The following is a 20,686-nucleotide window of genomic DNA, read 5'->3' on the forward strand; positions in this document are numbered from 1 at the left end:
TACTTATCCTTTTACATAACAAACACAAGAGGTGGAAAATGGATAAGTTAGTGGTTGTGTTTTTTACAGCTTGTTTATTGTTTCTCCTTTTCTTGTAAAACTATGATTTTGACTGTGAACAATTATACGTAAATCGTATAGGTTCTATTGGCTTTGGTGTTTTTTATCGTAATTTTGTACAAAAGAGGTATGCTCTTTGCTATTTTAAAGGTTGTTATTTAAGGCAGTTATATACAAAATGAAGGATTATTTAAAGCTCACTAAGTATTGGAGAAATTCCTTAGTGGATCAAAAGTATGGACAAGGTAAATTTACGTTGCAAGAAGTCGCAGATAAACTTATCACCTATAGTGGGCAATGGTCTTATTTTGTGGATAGTAAAGCAGTATTAGCCCGCCTTATAGAACCCTTTAAAGAAGAGTTGCAAGACTACTGTCTTATGACAAAAGCCTTTGAAAAGGCAAATACTCACTTGCAGAAAACATCGGATTTATTTCCAGAGGTATTTTACGGTATCTCCCTTAAGGTAGGACTATCTAGCTTTGGGTTTATCTATCCTTTAAATAACCCTACCATTGCAAGAGATTTATTAGCTCCATTAGATAAAGAGGACTTTTGTATTGGGAAGGTAGAAGACTATGATTACTATGTAGTAGAACACAAAGCCCCTGAATTTACTTATAGCAAAGACAATCCTTGGGAGAAAGCCTATAAGGAGCATATTGAAAAGCCTTTTATTGATGGCCTTTTTAAGGAGCTTGTTCTAAAGGGAATAGTACCAAGTAAAAAGGCGGAACAAACCAAGGATAAAACCGCATTAATCTTACATTTATACAAATTTAAGAGCCAGGAGTTTTTACCTGTATATAGAGCTTATTGCCATATTTGGGATCAAAATATACCCTTAATAATACAAGATAACACGGAGTTTTTAGAGGCATTTGAAGAGTATGAGTCCAAATGGAGAGAATATGACTCTTACCTAGACGCTCTTTTTAGCTATGTGGTGAAGGATACAAGCATTTTACAGGCTTACCACAAAGTAGATGTAAACAGTTTCTATCCAACTGCTTTAGATGCTAGTGTGTATGTGGTTCCTGTATATGAGGATATCAGTAGTAAGAAGATCTTAAAATCCGATTTGTTACTTTATAAAAATTATGCTAGCCTTTTAAAAAAGCAGCAAAAGCCACTTATTGATACAAGGGAGTTTTTTGATAAAAGAGTTGGACATAATAATAATATCTTCCCTTTAGCTAAGGCCCAAGCCTTAGCTGTTAGTACTTTACATAGCATTTCTAAAGGGGAAGTATTACCAGTGAACGGACCTCCGGGAACGGGAAAGACCACCATGGTTTTATCGGTTGTTGCTTCCTTATGGGTGGAGCATGCCTTAAAGCAAATGGAGCCTCCTATTATAGTGGCTAGTTCTACAAATAATCAGGCGGTAACCAATATTTTAGATGCCTTTAGTAAGGATTTTAGTACTTTAGATACCGATTTACACCAAAGATGGCTAGTAGATGTGGATAGCTTTGGTAGTTATTTTCCTTCCAAGAAAAATAAAGATGCAGCCCAGCAAAAGGGATATATGGGGCCTTCTAGCTTTAAAGATATGGAAACCCCAACTTACTTTGAAAAAGCCAAAGAAGAGTTCTTAAATAAGGCAAGTGTATTTTTAAAAAAGGATGACCTTAGTTTACAGTCTGCTAAGGAAGAAATTTTTAAAAAGCTAAAAAATAAACACGACCAGCTTATTGCCTTACCTAAGAGTTATGAGAAGTTCTGTAAGACAAAGCAAAGATTAAGCGATGTACTAGGAGTTACTAGTGCAGATATACTAGATCAGAATAATTCAATTTTAGATGGCTTAGTAAATAAACTAGCTAAAATAAACCAGATAGATGATTTATGGCAAGAATATTTAGCCCAAGAAAGCGTGGTGGATATTACCCTTTCCTTTGTTGGGGCTATGACAAAGAAAAGAAACGCCAAAGCTAGAGTTTACGCCAAGAAGCATCAGTTTGATGATTTATTTGATATAAAGGATTTAGATGTGATGACAATGGATGAGTCCATTGAAGATTTGCGTAATCAAACTCTATTTGAAATCCAACAATTGGAGGCCTTTAAAGCCCTTTGCTTAAGCTTTGAGCAAGAGCTTAAAGAGGTAAGCGACCTTTTAGATGTAGATAGTAGTTTTGAGAAGATAGATCAACAGGCGGATTGCAGTATTCGCTTTGATATGTTTTGGATTGCTAGTCACTACTGGGAAGCAAGATGGCTATTAGAAATGGAGGAATTAATTAAGGAAGAGCAGTTAAAGAAAATCCATTTCACCTTTGAGCCTTTTCAAAGAAATCAGTGGACTAGAAGAATGAAAGTCACTCCAATTGCAGTGATGACTTGCTTTATGCTTCCAGATCATTTTTCTTTCACTAGAAACTTAAACCACAATAACCCTAAGGCAGATTACCTATATGACTTTATAGACTTATTAATTATTGATGAAGCCGGACAAGTAGCCTCTCAAGTAGCCGGGGCAAGTTTTGCTTTTGCAAAAAAAGCTTTAGTAATTGGGGATAGCCAGCAAATTGCTCCTATCACAACTTTAACCCAAAGTGTAGATATTGGAAATTTACACGATGTTCAGTTAATTGATAAAAGCCAATCTATTAGAGGTATTGATCAGTGTTATAGAGATTTACAGGATAAGGGAATTACTGCTTTAAAGGGCAGTGCAATGGGTGTTTGTCAAGAAAAGACGCCTTATATAGCGGAAGAAAATCTAGAGCCAGGCTTATATTTATATGAACATAGACGCTGCTATGATTCTATTATCTCTTTTAGTAATGAGCTGTGTTACCAAGGTATATTACAGCCCAAAAGAGGGGAGCCTGCCCAAAAGGGTTTGCTGCCTAGCATGGGATACTTACACATTGATGGTAAGTGTACCTTTATGGATCAAAGTAGGGTTAATTATGTAGAATCTAAAATAATAGCAGGGTGGATTATAAATAATTACTTCAGTTTACTTGAAGCTTATCCAGGCAAAAGAATTAAGGATATCATAGCGGTAGTTACTCCCTTTAAGCAACAGTCCTTGGCTATTTATAGGGATTTACAAAAGGCAAGTAACAAAGAAATACTTCAGGAGTTATCTACCATTACAGTGGGTACAGTTCACTCTTTACAAGGAGCAGAGAGAGATGTAATTATTTTCTCTCCTACTTATTCTGTGGATAATAATGGAAACTTTATCAATAGTAGCCCAAGTATGCTTAATGTTGCTGTATCAAGGGCTAAGGATAGCTTTTTAGTATTTGGGGATATGAATTTGTTTGATTCAAGTAAAACCACTCCAATGGGTATTTTAGCAAAGTATCTATTTAACGACAGTGACAATGAATTAAACTACAAACATCAGTATAATGCGATTTTCGCCAGAGAAGACCTATTACAAGCTTCTAGTGAGATATATACCCTAGCTGACTTTAAAGAGCATGATACATTTTTAAAGAAAATGCTTCAAGAGGCCAATAAGCGTATTGTTATTATTTCCCCTTGGCTTAAATATACCACTATTAAGAACAATGATTATACCTCCTTGTTATCCAATACCTCTTTAGATATAACCATTTATACAGATAGGAAATTTAATACCTATACGAATAACCAGCCTTGTATTCAAAAGCAAAAGGAGTTTGATTCTACCTTAGAGCAGTTAAAGCAAATGGGAGTACAGATTGTTGTGGTTAACAATATACATAGCAAGATTGTGATAAAGGATGACAACTGTCTTTGTATGGGGTCTTTTAATTGGTTTAGTGCCAATAGAAATCCAAAATTGGCCAATAAGGAACACTCTTTAGTATATTATGGTCAGGATATGAAAACGGAAATAGAACAGATTCTACAACAGCTTGTGTAGTAATGAAAGTTATACGAAACAGTGTCTAAAAGGTGGATTTTAGTTGTCCACGAAAAGATAATAAATTCCTTTTATAGTGGAAGAATAAGTATTTGGAATTTGGGTCAATACTTATAGTTGATCCAGGGTAAAGGTCTATGAAATTTATATACTTACACAGTTTATGAAACTATGAAATGGAAGCCCTGGTATAAACCTTAATTTCCACTTGGTAAATATTAATATATTAGCTTATAATTTTAAGGAATTTTGTAGCTCCAAAATAGTCAAACATAAATACTGGAAAAGCACTTAAAACAGAGACTTTAGAGTTTATATCAATATACTTTACTTTCTGATGATGGAATATTATATCCTGTGTAATAGATTTTTCAGGTAGGGTATAACTATCCGTTATTATATAGTTCATTTTGTTTAGATGGCTGGTCAATAATAATTTCCAAATATCAAATGTATATTTTGAAAATTGTTGATATATACTATCACATTGATCTGCCACTATCTTTTTATATTTTATATTTTGTTTTGCCTCAACTTGTAGAGTTTTAAAATCTAATGTTTCTGAAAAATGTTTTATACTCTCAACCATAGGATAACTTATATAAAGCCTTCCTAAGTCTGTTTCTTCATTGAAAATTTTTAACATTTCAAACAAAGCACTATCACAAGCTAGAGTTGAATGACCATCATAATCAAAAAAGAGATATATTTCAGCAAAATCATCACGATTAAACCCTTTTAATATCTCTTTATTTTGTGGTATTTTTTTTAACAATGAAAATGTATCTAAATCCTTATCACCTTTTAATTCTTTATGAAGTTGATATATTTCTGCACAATAAGCACAAGTAATTACGGATTTATCTCTGAAAACATGTTTAGTAAAGCTAGTTACAATTTGATCTTCTGTTTTCTCACCTTCAAATACAAATAATATATTAGACATCGAATGAATTAGCTTTATACATTTTTTCTAAATTATGAGCATGCCTTAACTCTTTTTCAGTACTTTTTGATAGCGATCTAATTTTATCTTTAGTCATAATGAAATAGCAATCAGGTCTTAATAAATCATTAGTCATAATAGTAGTGTTATGTGTTGTTAAAATAAATTGAATATCTAGTTTTTTCAATTCCTCAACTATTAATTGCGACAGTTCATGGTGATAGAATGCATCGAATTCATCTATAAACAAAAAAGTAACCTTTGAATCTTCCTTTAATCTTTGCATCCAAAAATAAAAAAGTGTCAAAGCTCTTGTCCCTTGAGATGCTATTTTAAAAAAAGAAATTGTTTTTCCATCAAAATCAAATGCAAGAATATTTTTCTCAGATTCTTTTACTACCTTCAGTTTGCATTCAATTCCTGCTTTATTTAGAAATGATTCAAAATCCATTACATTACCTCTTTCGATAATATCTTCTTGTATGTTTTTAGAGCCGGTTTCGATTCCCAAATATGAATTCCCATCTAATGAACGGAAAAAAAGCATACCATCAACAAATTTTAAAAAACAAAGGAAAATTTTGTTCAAATCGTCCGTATCGTCTAGTACAGAATTATTTTTGATATATTTTAATAAAGATAAATTTAGATTTTTAATATCTTTATTTAAGCTCTCTGTCCCTTTTAAATTTATAGTTGCTTTATTACTTACCTCTCTATCTATTTCTGCAATTAGGATATCATCGATTGTTAGTTTCTCATAAATCAATGTTCTATTTTCGTTTTTCTTGTATAAATAATTGATCTTATAGTTAGATATAATGAAGTCGTACTTGAATGTTGCGAATTTATCATTATTTAAAGCGTTTAAATAATGTGAGTATTCTGAATCACCATGCTCAGAATCAGTTAAATGTTCGATTATATCAAATACTGCTAACCCTAGATTTGATTTTCCTACTCCATTTCGGCCATAAACTATTGCATTTTCTACAATGCCATCCACTACACTATCTTTATTAAAGGTATAACCATTTGTATCACTTAAATCGAATACAAATTCCTTATTAAAACTTTTAAAATTTCTTACAGTAAAACTCGTTAACATTTTAAATGTATGTATTTGTTTATACAAATGTACAAAACTTAATTCATATTGCCGGAAAAAAAATACGGAAAAAAAAGAAATAATTAACATAATCATTTATAAGGGAAAAGCTTGCTTGATTATCTATGTTTTTACGTTAAACTTTAAATTATGAGCAAGATAGAACCTAGTTGTAAATATGCTTTTATTTCCGTTATTTTCTATTGTTTGAAATATAATAAGGGTTTTCAAGTAGAATTTCATACATTTAGATTACTTCAGAGAACTATGTTGTTTCCCTTTCATTCAAAAGGATTAAAATTTTATGAGACTATAAACTTTTTGTCTATTATTATCTATTTCTTTTTTAGACAGTACTTTAAAGGTATGACGTACTTACTCGTAAGTATTGTTTTGTGGAAGAGATTTTGGGTTGTTAGTGCCATTTAAAATTGATTTTCTTTTACTGTTAAGTGAGTTATTTGATGTAGTCATACTTGGTAACATGTTAAATTTAAGTCTAGCATTTTTGCTTTAATTATAAAAGTGGATAGTTTAAAAATACTTTAATTATCTAATAGTAAAAATTGATTACTATGGGGATTTCTACATGGGGTAATCCATTCTAGGTTCCTACTAAATCCAAATTTTCACCTTAAATTATTTTACAAAGAAAGGGTTTAATTGAAAAACACTAATTTTTCAAACTATTAATTAGTAGAAGGCGGTTTTGTCTTTGTGAAGTAATTTTAATACTAAGATTCTTTAACTATATTTGCCCCATAATAAAATCTAAAAAAGGTAAAGCTTTAAAGGAGTTTGTTGCCTATTTTGTGCTTTAAATTACTACCTTTACCCAGGTTGGTTTTTTAAAGACCCTAAGATAATAATTCGACCTATCTTTTTTAAAATAAAAAGTAGGCCTTACAATAATAGTTCGTATTTTCTTTGTTCTTACGCTTTATAGCAAAGATTATATCCTCTTTTGGGGGCAAACCCTCCCCCAAAAGATGAACTAGTTCCCAATACCACCTCAACTATTAATTGTAATCTATATACTCCCTTTTTATTACTATTAATCACTTCTAAAGACAATGGTGCATTATTAGCCTATTCTACTAAGAATCCATCATTATTGTATCTGTTATGATTTTATAAAAAGAGTAGAGCTAGCCAAGACTACATTAAGAAATACGGTGAAAATCAGATTATATACTAATAAAAAAACCTCAGAACGAATCCTGAGGTAATATCTAACATAGAAGTGAAGCTTCCTGTTTGTTAGTGACTCTATTAGCCTTATTATTTTCAATAGTAAAAAGTAAATTGATCTAAACCAAAAGCTTAAAGTGCCAAAGGGATATAGATATTGGCTAAAAGATCATCTTATTATAGAGTAGAAACCTTTCTTGAAAGATTTCTACCCTATAGGGTATTGGGCTAAAGCCTAATTATTCTACATTGCTATTAGAAATAATAGACAGAGCTTCATCTTCTAGTCCATTTTTGAATATCGACTTAGCAGTGCTTAGACGAGATTTTTGGGAGTTTAAAGAATAGTCTGAGTAGTCTGGAAAGTAGATAGCTACATCTTCAATAGTTGCATTGATATTGGCATTTAATGCTGGATATAAGCCATGTTTAAAAGCTTTCATTCCAATACTTCTTAAACTTTTTAATAACTTGTCTAGGGCCAGATCTTCATCTACATCCACATTTTGCATTATTTCTGTAACCTCATCCGGATTTTGTATTATTTCTGTAACGTCGTTTTCTTCTACCACCTGTGTTTTCTTTGGATTTTTCTTTTCCTTTACCTTTAGATCAACACCTAACCACGTTATATTATCAATTATTGGTCCTTCAGGGAAGTCATATTCCATAGCTACCTTTTCTAATTCAGCCATTTCGGTAGGGAATGTTTCTTTTAAATACTGGTGAACATAATTTATCAGTGCTGGTTCTTCTCCAAGTCTTTTACCACTATAGTTAACTAAGTTATTTTTTGGAATTAAAAAAGAGTTTAATGGGTGAACTAGGCGAATAAAATGAGCTATAGCTATTTTCTTCTCTTGCTCAGAAATTTCACATTCTAATTTTCTCATTTTTGTTAGCTCACACCACTCTTCTCGCTCGGGATTAGGGAAGAAAGTAGTTAGGGACTTTCCATCATATCCTGTGCCAACTGGCTTTATATGTGCTAAGGTCCAGCCAACAGGATTGATATTTTGTCGTTTCACTCCTTTAGGACTGAAATAACTCAATTCTCTTTCTTGTTCTGTTGTTCCGAAGGAGAATACAAGTTTTTCTTGATTAAATAAGGAGTTAATATCCTGGAAGCTATAGTATAACCCACCTACTTTGGCTGCAGTAAAATTTAATGCAAATGTGTTATCACAGAAAACAATTCTATTTCCATCTTTAAATTCGGTTAAAAAACCTCTTCTAAGTTGGGAATAATTTTTAGGAGAAAATGACCCATATAATCTAATAAAATAGGTAGCTGTAGGTTGTTTTATGTAGTCCATTAAAGCTTTATGTTGGGCTTTAATAGCTTTTTTATCAGAGAATTGAACTTCTACTAATTGTTTGAAAAAATCTGAAATATCTGTTGCGCTTCCTTGTGTTATAGGCTGCATCGGATGATAATGATTGATTAACATTTTGTAATTAATTTAATTGTTATTTATTGAAAATTATGTTTTTTCCTGTTTAAATATAAGGAATTACTCTTAAACGATTAGTCAAAGAAATATTTAATCTAGTGTACTACTCACTTTAGTTATTTAGGAAGTAACTAACTATAGAAAGATTATTTACTTTCTTTGTTTTATTGTTTTTCTAAAGCACTTTTTCTTTTTTGCTTTTGTTGAGATAATTCAAACCAGATACTAACTAGTCTTCTTGAGGAATCATTCCAGTGGTTAGTAACAAGGTATTTTCGATTGTCAAATACAAAAACATTTTTTGATTTGTATGTATAGTATCTTGGTTTACCTCCATATACGGTATAGGGAGTTACATCAAATCTATTAATAGCAGTAACATCTAATAGCAATGGATAAGGCAATCTAAAGAGCTCTTTGCACAATGCTTCATCAGTAAAGGTATCAATGAAATCTATTTTACTTTCTTTTATTTCTTGAAGTAGATTAAAAATAAAGTCTTGGTTTTTTACTCTAGGTAAACCGGTATTTAGCGCGTCTTGTTTTTTAGATGTTTCCATGGTATTTAAAATTTAGTTTGTTATGTTATTGGTTTTTGGTAAGTATTTGATTTGAAGTTTGTTGTAGGTAATAGTTCCCGATTCAATTTTAGAGATTTAAATGCGATGTTATTTTAAAAGGTTTGTAATTCCGTATAATAGCGGGAAAAAACCACTGTGATAAACCACTTTTGTAGGCCATTTCGATTGTTATCTTCCCATTTTTTGCGCACATAGAAGCTTTGTTTTTCAAATAAAACAAAGGCATCTGTGAAATAATCACTTTGCTTAAATCGGTTTGTATCTTTTTGGGCAAGAACCGGATTTTCTATACCAAATGTGTTTTTACAAAAGGTAGTACTGAATAAGTCTAAAAGCTCATCTATGCTTAAAAGATTGCGTTTGGTCAGTTTTTTAAAAATGGAAAAAGCCATTTTTTGAGTGGATAGCTTTTCAAAGCTCTGTAATTCCTGTATTAGTACATTGATGTGATTTTTTAAAATAGCATATTTATTACCTTCTTGGATTTCTCCTCTTATTTTAAGAAATAACCCGATTGGAAATTTTGTCCATTTATCCTTATCTTGCTGTTGGCGACTATGTAATTGCTGATAATAAAATAGCTCTATAGGGCTTAATTTTGGCTCTTTGCTTTGATCTACTTTCTCTGATAAATTAGGATAGCAAATTACGTAGGTACCTATTAAATTTGATTTACCTCCCTGGTGTTTTTGACTACCTATTATCTTATAAACCTTTCGATTTACAAGAGGTTGTTTTACTGTTTCAAATTCATAACCTAAAGAGCATCGCTTTGCTGTACTAGATGGGTTTATTCCTAGGAAATAGGCAACCTCCATAGAGTTTAGCACAATTACCTTAGGTTGAATGATTTGCTCGAGTATATCTCTTGTAATAGCAAGTTGATCATTTAAAAACTCCCTTCCAATGGGAGAGTTTATAAATGGATAATACTTAAGGTATCCTTTAAGTGAGCTGAAGTAAAATAGATCCATATAGGTTGTCTTTGGTAAGAGATTAAGATTCAAATAATCCCTTTTAAGTATGGATGCCATTGCATTTTGATAGGGGGTTGCCTTAGGCTGACCAATATTTTTTAAAATATTATATCGAATTGGCTTAGGGGGTTGTGCAAAGGAACCTTTAGGTTGTAATCCTAAGATTAAAAAGTCCTTTTTTACCATATCTGTATAGAAGGTATATTGGCCTTGTTTTATGCTAGAGGCTATCTCTTGATTGTTTTGATAGCTTTGCCAGAGCTTTTGGATTTGGTGCTGAAAATTCATTCTTATTTCGTTTTAAGTTTAGAAATCTACTAGTTTCCTTGGTTTTACTATAAGTGGGTATAGGCTTCAATTTCCCAGGCTTTTAAAAAGTCTTTATCGGACTGTGTATCTGAGCCATATATTTTTGAATAATAAATTACGTATACTCCATCTAAGTTTACCCTTTGGGATAAGGGAGAAAACACATCAGGCGCATGTCCATTTATTTTATAGACGATATGCCCACTTTTTGTAGTTTCTACTTTCTGGAAAAATAGTCCTAGCCAACAAAAATCAGCATCTTCTCCAAAAAAGCCCATAAACATTGCAGTAAACAGGTCAGTTAGAATAATTAATCTTGGCTTTATATTCTCAATTATTTTACCACTAAGTTCTAGTTGGTCCATTAGAAATAGTCGGCCATCTACTGTATCAGTTAGTTGGTTAATAGCCAAGGGGCTAGGGGTGTGTGTAAAGAAAAGGATATTTCTGTAAATGGCTTTCTCCCTCAAGTCAATTTGAAGTTGTGTATCCAAAAGTAACAAGCTCTTATTTTGACTAAGGACTTGTTTTATTTTCGTGTCTAAATGTAGCTCATTGTCCCCAACACTATCCTTGTTAGATTCTAAGGACTTAAATAAGGTAGATGTTCCTAAAATTAAAATAGGACTGCTAGGATTTTGCTTAAAGTTAGAAAAGCCATTTTCAATTAGGTCTGCTGGGATATTAGGATTGTTTTTGTAATTATCCCAGATTTTCTGGATGGATTGTTTCATTTGTTACTCTCTTTGTGTTGAATAGGACAAACATAAAGAGTGTCATGTACGAAAAGCGTACATGAGAAAATTATTTATAAATATTTTCCATTTTTGTAATTTCTTCACTTATCCACTTACGCAACGAATCTGGCTCAAGTACTTCTACTTTAGCTCCATAGGAGAGGATGACCCTCTTTATTTCATAATTAAGATTAACGTTTAAACTAATAGTAACATACTCCTTACAATCTTCTAATATTTTTTGGGAATGATGAAGGAAGTTAGTTTTTATATAGTTTTTTTGTTCTTCTGTGAATTTGAGCTGGATTATTTCTTGGTCATTTCTTAAATCTACTCCTATAGCATCTTTAAATATGTCATAGTTTGTATCTGCTTCTGGTTCAAATTTAGTTTTAGTTACTTCTATTTCCTGTACTCGGTCTAATCCAAATACTTTGGGGTCTTTACCTTTAGGAGGTTTTACAACGATGTACCAACGGTTTAGGTATTCTTTTAAAAATAAAGGAATAAGATTTTTATGCTCAGTAGTGGTACCCTCTTCAAATTTAGTATGAATAAGATTAATTTTTGAATTGGTAATTAAGGCGCTTAAACACGTATCTACCCAACGTAGCCCTCCATCATAGGCTTGGTGCTCCATAGAGTAATTTCGGAATTTATGGCTTTCCAATTGTATGTATTTATCCAAACTTGGATTTGTATTTAAACGCAGGTGAATTAGCTCTAGTCCTAGCTTCTTTTTTAAATTATGGGCAAGTATAGTTGTAAGTTCTTCTTCTTCTGCTTCTTTGAGTACATAGCCCGTTTTTCTATCATCTATTAACTCAATGCCCATCTCTGCTAAATAGTGAAGTACATTGTCTACTTTTCTTCTACTATATTCCAAGCCAGCGTCTTCTAAAGCCTGGGTAAAAGACTTTCTACCATACTTTTTAGCAGAAAATAAGAAGTTATCTAAAAGGAGTAATGCGGCTTGAGTTGTTTGCGCTATTTGTTTAGGATTTCTATGCGGATAAGTAGGTTCTTTTGTACTGGCCATAATTACAAGTGAAATTTAAGGGGATAATCCCACAACAATAAAATATATTCTCAAATCTAATCAAATTGTTTTAATTCCACTGCTACTTATTGGAGGGAGTATTTCAAATCGCCAAGTATAAGCATACTTATTTAAGCCAGTACATACACAAGTTAGATTATTACCATAGTCATAGAATACTGCAGTCTTACCTTAGACTTCAAAAAGCTAATTAAAATGTATAGGCAGGGATAGAATTGTTTTATTTTTCAAGATATTTTAGATTTTTTTATTCTTGAAATTGTTTCTATTTGGGTTCCATAATTGTGGTATCTGTTATAATTTTATTCACTACAAAACTAGTAGCTACAAGCTCTATATTATTTTCATGGAAAACATCCTGAGTATGTTGGCGAAGGTCAGAATAAATCTTAGCCGTTATCTTTGCATCTTTTACATAGACATTTAATTGGTAGTCGATATACGAATCTCGAAATTGATCTTGTAGGATAAAGGGTTTATGTCTTTTTAGAACATGCTCGGTGCGATTGGCTACCTCATGTAACATTTGATGTACTTTTTGCCAAGGTACATCATAACCTACTGCAACAACAATATATAAAATAAGCCCATGCTCTTTGGCACTCTGGGTGTAGTTAATAGTATGAGCTGACATGATATTGGAGTTGGGTATAGTGATTATCTCATTTTTAGGAGTCTTAATACGCGTTACAAGAGAGGTTTTCTCTAGTACATCTCCAGTGAATTCTCCAAGCTTTATGCGGTCGCCAATTCGAAATGGTCGCATATAGGTAATAACTAAGCCTGCCACTAAGTTCCCAACAACAGAGGTAGACCCCAAAGAAAGCATAATACCAGCAAAGACAGATACCCCTTGGAAAATTTGAGAGTCTGAATTAGGTAGATACGGAAAAATAAAGATAAACATAAAGATAAAAAGAATTACCCTTAATATATGGTAGGTAGGGAAGGCCCAATCGGGGTAGAACCCTTTTATGTTTATTTTATTACCGCTTATTTTCTCGGCTACCGATCGCATAAACTTACGTACATAATTAAATATAAGTACGATAACTAATATGGTGAAAAAGTTGGGTAAATAGCCTTGAACGCTCTTTCCTACTTTAATAAGTGGAGAAAGTACATAGTTTAAAAGCTCATCGGAAAGGTGTTTTGTATACGGAAATAACTTAAAGATAGAAAGTAGCCCTGCGTAGAGTATAATAAGTAGTAGTAAGAAGCGCACTGCTTTAACTAGTGCTATTGCCGTTAACATAGCTCTTTGATCATCTATGATTCCAAAGATTCCCTTTATCTTTTTACCCCTTGCATGCCAAATATTTACTCTAATTCTACGGTAGGTATAGTAAAGTAATTTAATTAAGAAGTACTCTAAGAAAATAATGGCTATAACTCCTGCTACTTGTAAGGAAATCTGCTCCCAGGAGGTATGGTATTTTCTTTGCTCAACAGCCTGGATTATTTTCTCTTTATAAAACTGAGCCGCTTCCAATCTAGTTTTATTCTCTTGAGCTGCCTGTAGGCTATCTACACTCATTAGAATTTCTTTGTCATACATCAAATTTAAGAAGTTTCCAGCTTGCTCAAAGTGAATAGAATCTTGTTCAAATGTATGGTTATCGGCTAGGTTGATAATCTTTTCCTCAATCGATTTAGCTCTTTGCTTAGAGGTGAAAGAACCGATATTACCGTATACATTAAATAATGTATCGGTAAAGTTGATTACTGGAGTTTTCTCCATCACTACCACTACGGTTTTAATGACCTCTATTTTAGTAGGGGCTTTCACTGGAGTTGCTTTTTTGTTTTTACTTTGAGAATAAGCGATACTACATAATAAAATACAACTTAAAACAATAAAAAAGCGATTGACTTGCATACTTTTAGGAACTAAAATTTATCTTAAAACAAATATAAATTTATACAATAAATGGATATGAAATTCATTAATTATGGTGTTGTGTTAAAATATTTTATTATAGTCTTTTTTAGTGCTAAATAGTAAGTGTTATGGTGTTTTTTAAAGGTTTTGATTACCATAGAAGTGGTAGAGGTTAACTGAAATATACTTCGTTATATATGACTTTTAAACTTATTAAATGAGCATGTATAAAATTCCTAACTGAAGTATGTGTAAAATAGGGAAGGTCCTTCTAAAGTTATTATCTACCTAGTTACTAATACTTGGGTTTGTTTATTGAAATGTATAATGACGGCGATAGCCGCCGTCATATTTAATTTTGATAAATAAAATAGTTTACGTATATTTATTATAATGACGATTATCGCCGTTATACTTAACTTTGATAAATATGATCATTACTCCCAATAGAAGAAAGTTACTCGAAGAATTTGTGCCAGAAGGTTTGATAATCTCCAGAAAATGGTTGAAGGAAGAAACAGACCTAGGTAGCCATGCTATTGATAATTTAGTAAAAAGCCAGCAACTACGGTTATTATGGAAAGGGTTATATACTCGTGGTATAACTCCACCCAGGTTGGCAGGCTACTGTCTATAGTTTACAACATATTTTAAAAACTGATTTTATTATAGGAGGACTATTTGCCCTTGAATTAAAAGGGTATTCACATTATTTACCAAATTCCAATAAGACTACAATAGATTTATATGGGAATGACAAATTGCCTGTTTGGGTAAATGAGATTGTAAATGATGTTGTTTTTATAAAACATTCCCGCTCAAGTTTATTTGGAGAGATGGATGAAACTTTATCTTTAAAATACACTACATCTATAGGATGGAGAGACGATTATAAGGAACTAAGGATATCCACACCAGAGAGAGCTTGTTTGGAAATGCTGGATTTTATTCCTAATAATATATCTTTTGAACATGCAGATCAACTTATTCAGGGTATGACTTCATTATCACCAAGAGCATTACAAGCATTGTTAGAAATGTGTTCAAGTATAAAGGTTAAAAGATTATTCTTATGGTTTGCAAAACGTCATAACTATATATGGTTTACAAAGCTTGATTTAAAGAAAATAGAGTTGGGATCTGGTAATAGAGTAATTGAAAAAGGGGGAGAATTGGACAAGAATTTTTTGATAACTGTCCCTAAAAATTTTGATAACTAAGAACATGAAGAGAAATAGTATTTATTATAGACAGGTGCAGCTTTTAGTTAGGGTATTACCCCTTTTGGATAGTGAACAATGTTTCGCTTAAAAAGGAGGAACAGCTATAAAATTGTTTTTTAGGGAATTACCCCGTTTATCGGTAGATATTGATTTACTTTATCTTCCTAGCCAAGGACGTGAAGAATCTTTGATTAATATTCGCAAGGCATTAACACGCTTGAGTATATTAATAAAAAAGACAATCTCAAAAATACGAATTCAAAATACCCATGAACAAAGTGCTTGCGGTTAAATAGTAATATCCACTATTAAATATGACTTATTGATTTTCATTATACAGTTGGATAATTTTATCTAGCCAACTACTGAATCTAGTGCATTTATCAATTATAGTGTCAATATTTATTTCATCTGCTATTAAGGGGTCATGAAATGTCTTTTGATAACCTGGTATTAAACTTATTAGTCGTTTGGAAGGAGCACTAAGCGTCCCATCATTTATTAATTCAGGATTGGCATTGTCTATTTATTAAGTCCTTTAGGGTTCTTAAGTTTGCTTGAGGAATATCCGTTAGATAATTAAATCCATCCATGGAAGAAAATAATAATCCTTCAAACTCATGTAGTTGAATATAAGGAATAAAGCGAATATTTTGAATATCTTTACTAATAGCTTCTTCCAAATTATCTAATCTTAAGAATTTATCTTGTATTTGAGTTGCAGTATTGTAATTAGGGAAGGCAGGATCCAATTTATAATTATCTATAAGTGAGGTGACTATTATGTCTGTTTCTTGCTTTAAGAGTAGTTCAATGTTACGTTTATAACGGCTGTAGGTAACATCGCCACCTTTAAAACCTGGACTAGTTTCCATTAAAATAGCTCTCACGTCATAGATATTGAATCTATAAAAATAAGGACGTAAAATTTCATTTATAAATTCCTCCTCTGTTTGGCCTTCTGTTATAATATATACTGCTCTCATTATTACTATTTTTTAGGTCTTCCGCCTAATAAGTTTTTCTCCCACAGTTCACCTAAAGAATATTCTTTTAGCCATTCTTTAAAAGAATCAGCGCTTAGTCTTTTAAATACTGTTTGTGCATTTTCTCTATTTACAATAATTAAGTCTTCTACTTCAAATTGGTCTATTAAACCAACCGATTGAGTTGAAATAATTATTTGTGATTTTGATGAAGCTGATTTAATTAGAGCAGATAATTTTTGTATTGCAAAAGGGTGTAATCCAAGTTCCGGTTCGTCAATTATTATTGTTTTAGGTAATTTAGGTTGTAACAATAATGTAGCAAGTGCAATAAATCTCAATGTTCCATCAGAGAAGTTATGTACAGAAAATAATTCATCAGAGTTATTTTCTAACCAATTTAACTCAATTAATTCTTGATTTAATACATTTGGTTCTAAAACCAATCTGTCAAAAAATGGAGCAACAGACTTTATTGTTTTTTCAATAATTTTAAAGTGTCTTGGATTAGTTTTATGTATAGCATATAGAAAAGCTGCTAGATTACTACCATTTTCTTTTAAATGTCTATTGTCATTCACTTTCGATGGTTGTTTTAATGGAGAATTATTTCCAGTATCATGGAAATGAAATACTTTAAACTCTTGAAAGTAATCTTTCAAATAATCCGCTCGTTTTAAAGGACTATGTGGTAATTCGCTTTCTTGTTTAAATGCCCCCCCAAATTCGATGAAATCCCATTTTTCATTATATCCTATAGAATAATTATTGAATCCCTCTTCATCTTTCTCTAAATAGAAATCCGATCCAGATTTTTGTGCAACCATTTTAAAATCGTATCTATTATTTACGTTTTTATTTTCTGGATTAAACACAATGCTACCTTCAATAAAATCAGACACTTTTCTTCCAAAATAAAGCAATTTATCAGAATATCCATTTTCTGCTACAAATGCTCTTAACCTTTGATTATAAATACTATTTAATAACTTAAAAAAATTTATAAAGTTAGATTTTCCAACGCCATTTGGTCCAATCAAGATATTTATTGATTTAATTTCAATATCTCCAGAATCCCTGATTGATTTAAAGTTTTTTATATTTATTCTGTTAATTGGCATTTTTTATCTTCTATAAATTCTTTGTAAATATATAAAAAAACACAATTATAATGATGAAGGTTTTCGTGGAGAAAGGACGAATTTCTTGAATTTAATTCAGTTATAGTAGGGTTTTTTTATTTTTTAGGACAAAATAGATGAGTTTTATAGAAAATTTTTACTCTTATTAAAAACGTGGTCTTTTAAATAGTTAGCATTTCTATTGAGGGTATCAACTATAATGCTAAGCTTAAGGGAGAAATAAATTGTAATTTCTATTATTTAAGTCGTGCCTAAATTGTCTCTATTTCATAAAATGATTTTTTACTGTAATTAGTAGATATAATTTTTAAATCTTAGTTAGTACGCTTGCTTTATGAGCAGCTATGTGAGTGGTTTTATCACTTTGGATTTCATATTGTGGTTCCTGCTCGCTTGCATGATGGGTATAGCCTTTATAATCAAAATTGCTTGTATGGATTTTGATGATAGTTCCACTGGAGATTCCAGCCTCGGAATTCCATTTTACTTTATCTCCAATTTTAAAGGTAGGTTCCATAATAAGAAGTTTTTAAAATATTAATGTTCAGGGGTGTAAATGACTTTGTCTCCAACTATAATTGCTGGGGAAGTATAAGGATGTTCTTGGGCTTTTGTCTTAGACATTATATGCAGAACCTTCCAACCTTTAGCCTTGAGGTAATCGGCAATCATAGAGCGATGGCATCTATACCAAAGGGCCTCTGCACACATAATTGCAGTAGTGGATTTAAGGGCAATTTGCTCCAATTGTTCCACGGCTTGCTGGAAGCTTTCACTTTGCATATAATCTGCATATGCCCGAAAAGAAGCATTATGCCATAGAGTATTTTTAGAGTCTTTATGGACCTTTCTTCTTCCACCTAAGTCTTTTAAGTAGACATACTGTATACCATTATGCTCTAAAGATTCTTTTAAAGAATCTTGATCAAACTGAGGGAATTTTCTAGACCCAGGAAGAGCTCTTACATCTACTAGGGTTTGTACATGAAAATTTTTAAGCATAGTTAGAAACTCCTCTATGCTATGGGTAGAATGACCAATGGTGTAAATAAGAGCTGGATCATTACTTAACATACAATCAAAATAATAAAGTAGAGGATAAACTAACTTTTATGCCCACTTAGGGTTAATATATACTTGTCAATATAGAGTTTTTCTTGAGCCGACTTATACTGCTGTATGTAGCGCGGGTGCTCTAATGCCGTCATGGTTTTAAAGAGGCTATTCTCTTTATTTATTTTCTCTAATACCTCGTAGTTTTCTTTTCCCAATACAAACACTTCACTAGTATTGATACCAAGAGCAATTTGCTCTTTTAGCCATTTTACAATATAGGGCTGTAAAGCCGTTAGTAAATTCTCTTGGCTATAATAGGAGGCATTCACCCAATTACCACTAGGGGAGGGCTCTACAATAGCTAAAGGAAAGGCTGCATTGACATAAAACTTAGAGTAGAACTTATCTACCCCTCCAAAGCCCTGTATCATTTCATAGAAAAATACAGAGGATAGTTCATTTGAGTGAGCAGATTTCATATCTATAGCGCAAAACTCAGCTAGGTGTTTAGTATCTGTAAGTGGGATACCAGTTACACCCCCTCCGTTTCGACTTGGGTTGATATCAATAATAAAGCTGCGTTTATTATTGTCGTTATAGTATTTGTGATAGAACTCTTTTGTTATCTCTACCACTTCTTTATTGTCTTTAAAAGGCTGTAGTAGTTTAAAGTTTCCAGGTAAATCATCCGGGTAATCCATTTGTTGATTGGTTTGGATTACGCGATCTGCAAAAGTGAGTAGTGACATAATAATAGGTATAAAGCGTTAGTGTTTATCTACACTTTTCTTTAAAGCTAGTTTATTGACTAAGCTTTGTAATGGTTTGTAAGATTATGTAACCATTTTGATTTAAAGTAAGTTAGACTCCTAAAGTTACGATATTTTATAAAGAAAAAGGTACCTTTTAAGAAAAATAAAATATGCTTTATTTGGTTATTATTATGTGGATATTTGTTGCTAAGTAGGTTAGAATATAACTGCTTAATTGTCTATTTCTAAGAGTTTGGCCGGGGAGAATAGCTTTTTTTAAATGCTCTAGGAGTTGTTTATGTTTTGCCTAAATTTTCAGGATCTTAGTTACACGGGATATACTAAGGGTAACAATGTAGCTTACTTACTTTTAAAGCAAAATATTAAAAATCAAAACTACCAAAGTGGCCACAAAGCCATAAAGTATTTGCTTTTTTTCTTTGGCTAAATAAGGGTTTTGTTTATTTGGTAGGAAGTAGAATATCCCCAGACAAATAACAAGGGCTGTAAATACATCTATGCTATGGTGTTGAAAAACAAATAAGGTCGATACACAAATAAGAATAAGCCATCCTTGTAATAGAATCTTTATAGCTCTAGAAAATACCTTAGTGCTTGCCACCACGCTCATTATTAGAACTGAATACCCAACATGTAGGGAAGGAGCCTGGTTATATGGGGTGTCCCATGCTTGTATAAAATCAAATAAAGGATTAAATAAAGCAAAGGTGTGCGCCGGTTTATCTAAGCTGTATTTGATAGGGAAAGCTAAAAAACATAAGAAAGCTATTAGACTTAATAATAGCATTCTCTTTGTGAAAAGCCTAAGGGCATAGGTATTATTCACCCAATAGAAACTACATAAGAAAAAGAACCCACTAGTGCTATATGGAATAATCATCCATTGCCAAAAGGGAATATATTTATCTATTGGCATTGTAAAAGAGAAGTCAGAGCCAATATATACGCTATAGTATTGGGCTAGCATATAAAAGAAAATGAAAACAAAATAACATAAAAGCATAGCTTTGCTTCTTTGTTTAAAAGTAGGAACGCTTATGGGGTGTTTCATAGATGTAATAACCTTTCTATGGTTTTTTAGGAGGGAGTGTAACATGAACTGTGTCATCTCCTGTTTCCAAGCCTTGGGGCTTAAGCCCCAAGGCTTGGAAACAGGATTTTTTTTACGGCTGTAATCTATCCCCAAATTTAATATAAAGCTGTGACATTGTCAAGCCCCAATTGCGAATAGGCATAGTCCATTTTTTAGATACATCTTTGATGGCTAGATAGACTAGTTTTAATAGGGATTCTTCTGTTGTAAAAGCCCCTTTTGTTTTGGTTACTTTTC

The 20,686-nt window shown here is 32.0% G+C and carries 17 protein-coding genes and 2 pseudogenes; 3 read left to right on the top strand and 16 right to left on the bottom strand.

Annotation, left to right across the window (positions count from 1 at the left end; translation table 11 throughout):
* Positions 1 to 238: 238 nt before the first annotated feature.
* On the top strand, positions 239 to 3,931 hold the full coding sequence (locus tag ACYSNX_RS07285) for an AAA domain-containing protein (RefSeq protein ID WP_461754024.1): 3,693 nt from the start codon (positions 239 to 241) through the stop codon (positions 3,929 to 3,931).
* 226 nt (positions 3,932 to 4,157) lie between these two features.
* On the opposite strand, the gene ACYSNX_RS07290 is transcribed toward ACYSNX_RS07285, so the two are convergent.
* The 8 genes from ACYSNX_RS07290 to ACYSNX_RS07325 form a co-directional block, all read right to left on the bottom strand.
* Positions 4,158 to 4,877, bottom strand: coding sequence for a hypothetical protein (locus tag ACYSNX_RS07290; RefSeq protein ID WP_461754025.1), 720 nt, complete (start codon positions 4,875 to 4,877; stop codon positions 4,158 to 4,160).
* Positions 4,870 to 5,985, bottom strand: coding sequence for an AAA family ATPase (locus ACYSNX_RS07295; RefSeq protein ID WP_461754026.1), 1,116 nt, complete (start codon positions 5,983 to 5,985; stop codon positions 4,870 to 4,872). Before ACYSNX_RS07295 ends, ACYSNX_RS07290 begins: the two co-directional genes overlap by 8 nt.
* A gap of 1,430 nt (positions 5,986 to 7,415) precedes the next feature.
* Positions 7,416 to 8,627 (bottom strand): hypothetical protein, encoded by a 1,212-nt coding sequence (locus tag ACYSNX_RS07300; protein WP_461754027.1) that lies wholly within the window; start codon positions 8,625 to 8,627, stop codon positions 7,416 to 7,418.
* Positions 8,628 to 8,794: 167 nt separating this feature from the next.
* Complete coding sequence (locus ACYSNX_RS07305) at positions 8,795 to 9,190, bottom strand: hypothetical protein (RefSeq protein ID WP_461754028.1); 396 nt, start codon at positions 9,188 to 9,190, stop codon at positions 8,795 to 8,797.
* 113 nt (positions 9,191 to 9,303) lie between these two features.
* Positions 9,304 to 10,476 (bottom strand): hypothetical protein, encoded by a 1,173-nt coding sequence (locus tag ACYSNX_RS07310; protein ID WP_461754029.1) that lies wholly within the window; start codon positions 10,474 to 10,476, stop codon positions 9,304 to 9,306.
* A gap of 47 nt (positions 10,477 to 10,523) precedes the next feature.
* Entirely contained in the window at positions 10,524 to 11,231 is a 708-nt protein-coding gene (locus tag ACYSNX_RS07315) for a hypothetical protein (RefSeq protein WP_461754030.1), read from the bottom strand.
* A gap of 70 nt (positions 11,232 to 11,301) precedes the next feature.
* A complete protein-coding gene (locus ACYSNX_RS07320) occupies positions 11,302 to 12,273 on the bottom strand; it encodes a WYL domain-containing protein (RefSeq protein WP_461754031.1) in 972 nt (323 codons plus the stop codon).
* A gap of 286 nt (positions 12,274 to 12,559) precedes the next feature.
* A complete protein-coding gene (locus tag ACYSNX_RS07325; RefSeq protein WP_461754032.1) occupies positions 12,560 to 14,173 on the bottom strand; it encodes a mechanosensitive ion channel family protein in 1,614 nt (537 codons plus the stop codon).
* A gap of 740 nt (positions 14,174 to 14,913) precedes the next feature.
* On the opposite strand from ACYSNX_RS07325, the gene ACYSNX_RS07330 reads away from it, so the two are divergent.
* Both ACYSNX_RS07330 and ACYSNX_RS07335 read left to right on the top strand, forming a co-directional pair.
* On the top strand, positions 14,914 to 15,396 hold the full coding sequence (locus ACYSNX_RS07330) for a type IV toxin-antitoxin system AbiEi family antitoxin domain-containing protein (RefSeq protein ID WP_461754039.1): 483 nt from the start codon (positions 14,914 to 14,916) through the stop codon (positions 15,394 to 15,396).
* 103 nt (positions 15,397 to 15,499) lie between these two features.
* A pseudogene (locus ACYSNX_RS07335) lies at positions 15,500 to 15,691 on the top strand (nucleotidyl transferase AbiEii/AbiGii toxin family protein); the annotation flags it as partial.
* A gap of 27 nt (positions 15,692 to 15,718) precedes the next feature.
* On the opposite strand, the gene ACYSNX_RS07340 reads toward ACYSNX_RS07335, so the two are convergent.
* The 8 genes and pseudogenes from ACYSNX_RS07340 to ACYSNX_RS07375 all read right to left on the bottom strand — a co-directional run.
* The gene (locus ACYSNX_RS07340; protein ID WP_461754040.1) at positions 15,719 to 15,925 is read right to left on the bottom strand and encodes a DUF4276 family protein; all 207 of its coding nucleotides are present in this window, start codon (positions 15,923 to 15,925) and stop codon (positions 15,719 to 15,721) included.
* Complete coding sequence (locus ACYSNX_RS07345) at positions 15,906 to 16,385, bottom strand: DUF4276 family protein (protein ID WP_461754033.1); 480 nt, start codon at positions 16,383 to 16,385, stop codon at positions 15,906 to 15,908. Before ACYSNX_RS07345 ends, ACYSNX_RS07340 begins: the two co-directional genes overlap by 20 nt.
* A 5-nt stretch (positions 16,386 to 16,390) precedes the next feature.
* Positions 16,391 to 17,506, bottom strand: coding sequence for an AAA family ATPase (locus tag ACYSNX_RS07350; protein WP_461754034.1), 1,116 nt, complete (start codon positions 17,504 to 17,506; stop codon positions 16,391 to 16,393).
* A 328-nt stretch (positions 17,507 to 17,834) separates the two neighbouring features.
* Positions 17,835 to 18,044, bottom strand: a complete 210-nt coding sequence (locus tag ACYSNX_RS07355) for a hypervirulence associated TUDOR domain-containing protein (protein WP_461754035.1) — start codon at positions 18,042 to 18,044, stop codon at positions 17,835 to 17,837.
* Between the two features lie 20 nt (positions 18,045 to 18,064).
* On the bottom strand, positions 18,065 to 18,601 hold the full coding sequence (locus tag ACYSNX_RS07360; protein WP_461754036.1) for a DUF488 domain-containing protein: 537 nt from the start codon (positions 18,599 to 18,601) through the stop codon (positions 18,065 to 18,067).
* Positions 18,602 to 18,630: 29 nt separating this feature from the next.
* Complete coding sequence (locus ACYSNX_RS07365; RefSeq protein ID WP_461754037.1) at positions 18,631 to 19,332, bottom strand: uracil-DNA glycosylase family protein; 702 nt, start codon at positions 19,330 to 19,332, stop codon at positions 18,631 to 18,633.
* 373 nt (positions 19,333 to 19,705) lie between these two features.
* On the bottom strand, positions 19,706 to 20,407 hold the full coding sequence (locus ACYSNX_RS07370; protein WP_461754038.1) for a phosphatase PAP2 family protein: 702 nt from the start codon (positions 20,405 to 20,407) through the stop codon (positions 19,706 to 19,708).
* Between the two features lie 112 nt (positions 20,408 to 20,519).
* Positions 20,520 to 20,686: pseudogene (locus ACYSNX_RS07375) on the bottom strand (IS256 family transposase); the annotation flags it as partial.

The sequence above is a fragment of the Myroides sp. LJL115 genome (assembly GCF_054871665.1).

Bases quoted from the DNA above. Each gene is read 5' to 3' on its own strand.
- ACYSNX_RS07350 (WP_461754034.1), bottom strand. From the start codon at position 17,506: ATGCCAATTAACAGAATAAATATAAAAAACTTTAAATCAATCAGGGAT.
- ACYSNX_RS07300 (WP_461754027.1), bottom strand. From the start codon at position 8,627: ATGTTAATCAATCATTATCATCCGATGCAGCCTATAACACAAGGAAGC.
- ACYSNX_RS07290 (WP_461754025.1), bottom strand. From the start codon at position 4,877: ATGTCTAATATATTATTTGTATTTGAAGGTGAGAAAACAGAAGATCAA.
- ACYSNX_RS07305 (WP_461754028.1), bottom strand. From the start codon at position 9,190: ATGGAAACATCTAAAAAACAAGACGCGCTAAATACCGGTTTACCTAGA.
- ACYSNX_RS07355 (WP_461754035.1), bottom strand. From the start codon at position 18,044: ATGGAACCTACCTTTAAAATTGGAGATAAAGTAAAATGGAATTCCGAG.
- ACYSNX_RS07320 (WP_461754031.1), bottom strand. From the start codon at position 12,273: ATGGCCAGTACAAAAGAACCTACTTATCCGCATAGAAATCCTAAACAA.
- ACYSNX_RS07315 (WP_461754030.1), bottom strand. From the start codon at position 11,231: ATGAAACAATCCATCCAGAAAATCTGGGATAATTACAAAAACAATCCT.
- ACYSNX_RS07360 (WP_461754036.1), bottom strand. From the start codon at position 18,601: ATGTTAAGTAATGATCCAGCTCTTATTTACACCATTGGTCATTCTACC.
- ACYSNX_RS07285 (WP_461754024.1), top strand. From the start codon at position 239: ATGAAGGATTATTTAAAGCTCACTAAGTATTGGAGAAATTCCTTAGTG.
- ACYSNX_RS07310 (WP_461754029.1), bottom strand. From the start codon at position 10,476: ATGAATTTTCAGCACCAAATCCAAAAGCTCTGGCAAAGCTATCAAAAC.
- ACYSNX_RS07365 (WP_461754037.1), bottom strand. From the start codon at position 19,332: ATGTCACTACTCACTTTTGCAGATCGCGTAATCCAAACCAATCAACAA.
- ACYSNX_RS07325 (WP_461754032.1), bottom strand. From the start codon at position 14,173: ATGCAAGTCAATCGCTTTTTTATTGTTTTAAGTTGTATTTTATTATGT.
- ACYSNX_RS07370 (WP_461754038.1), bottom strand. From the start codon at position 20,407: ATGAAACACCCCATAAGCGTTCCTACTTTTAAACAAAGAAGCAAAGCT.
- ACYSNX_RS07295 (WP_461754026.1), bottom strand. From the start codon at position 5,985: ATGTTAACGAGTTTTACTGTAAGAAATTTTAAAAGTTTTAATAAGGAA.
- ACYSNX_RS07345 (WP_461754033.1), bottom strand. From the start codon at position 16,385: ATGAGAGCAGTATATATTATAACAGAAGGCCAAACAGAGGAGGAATTT.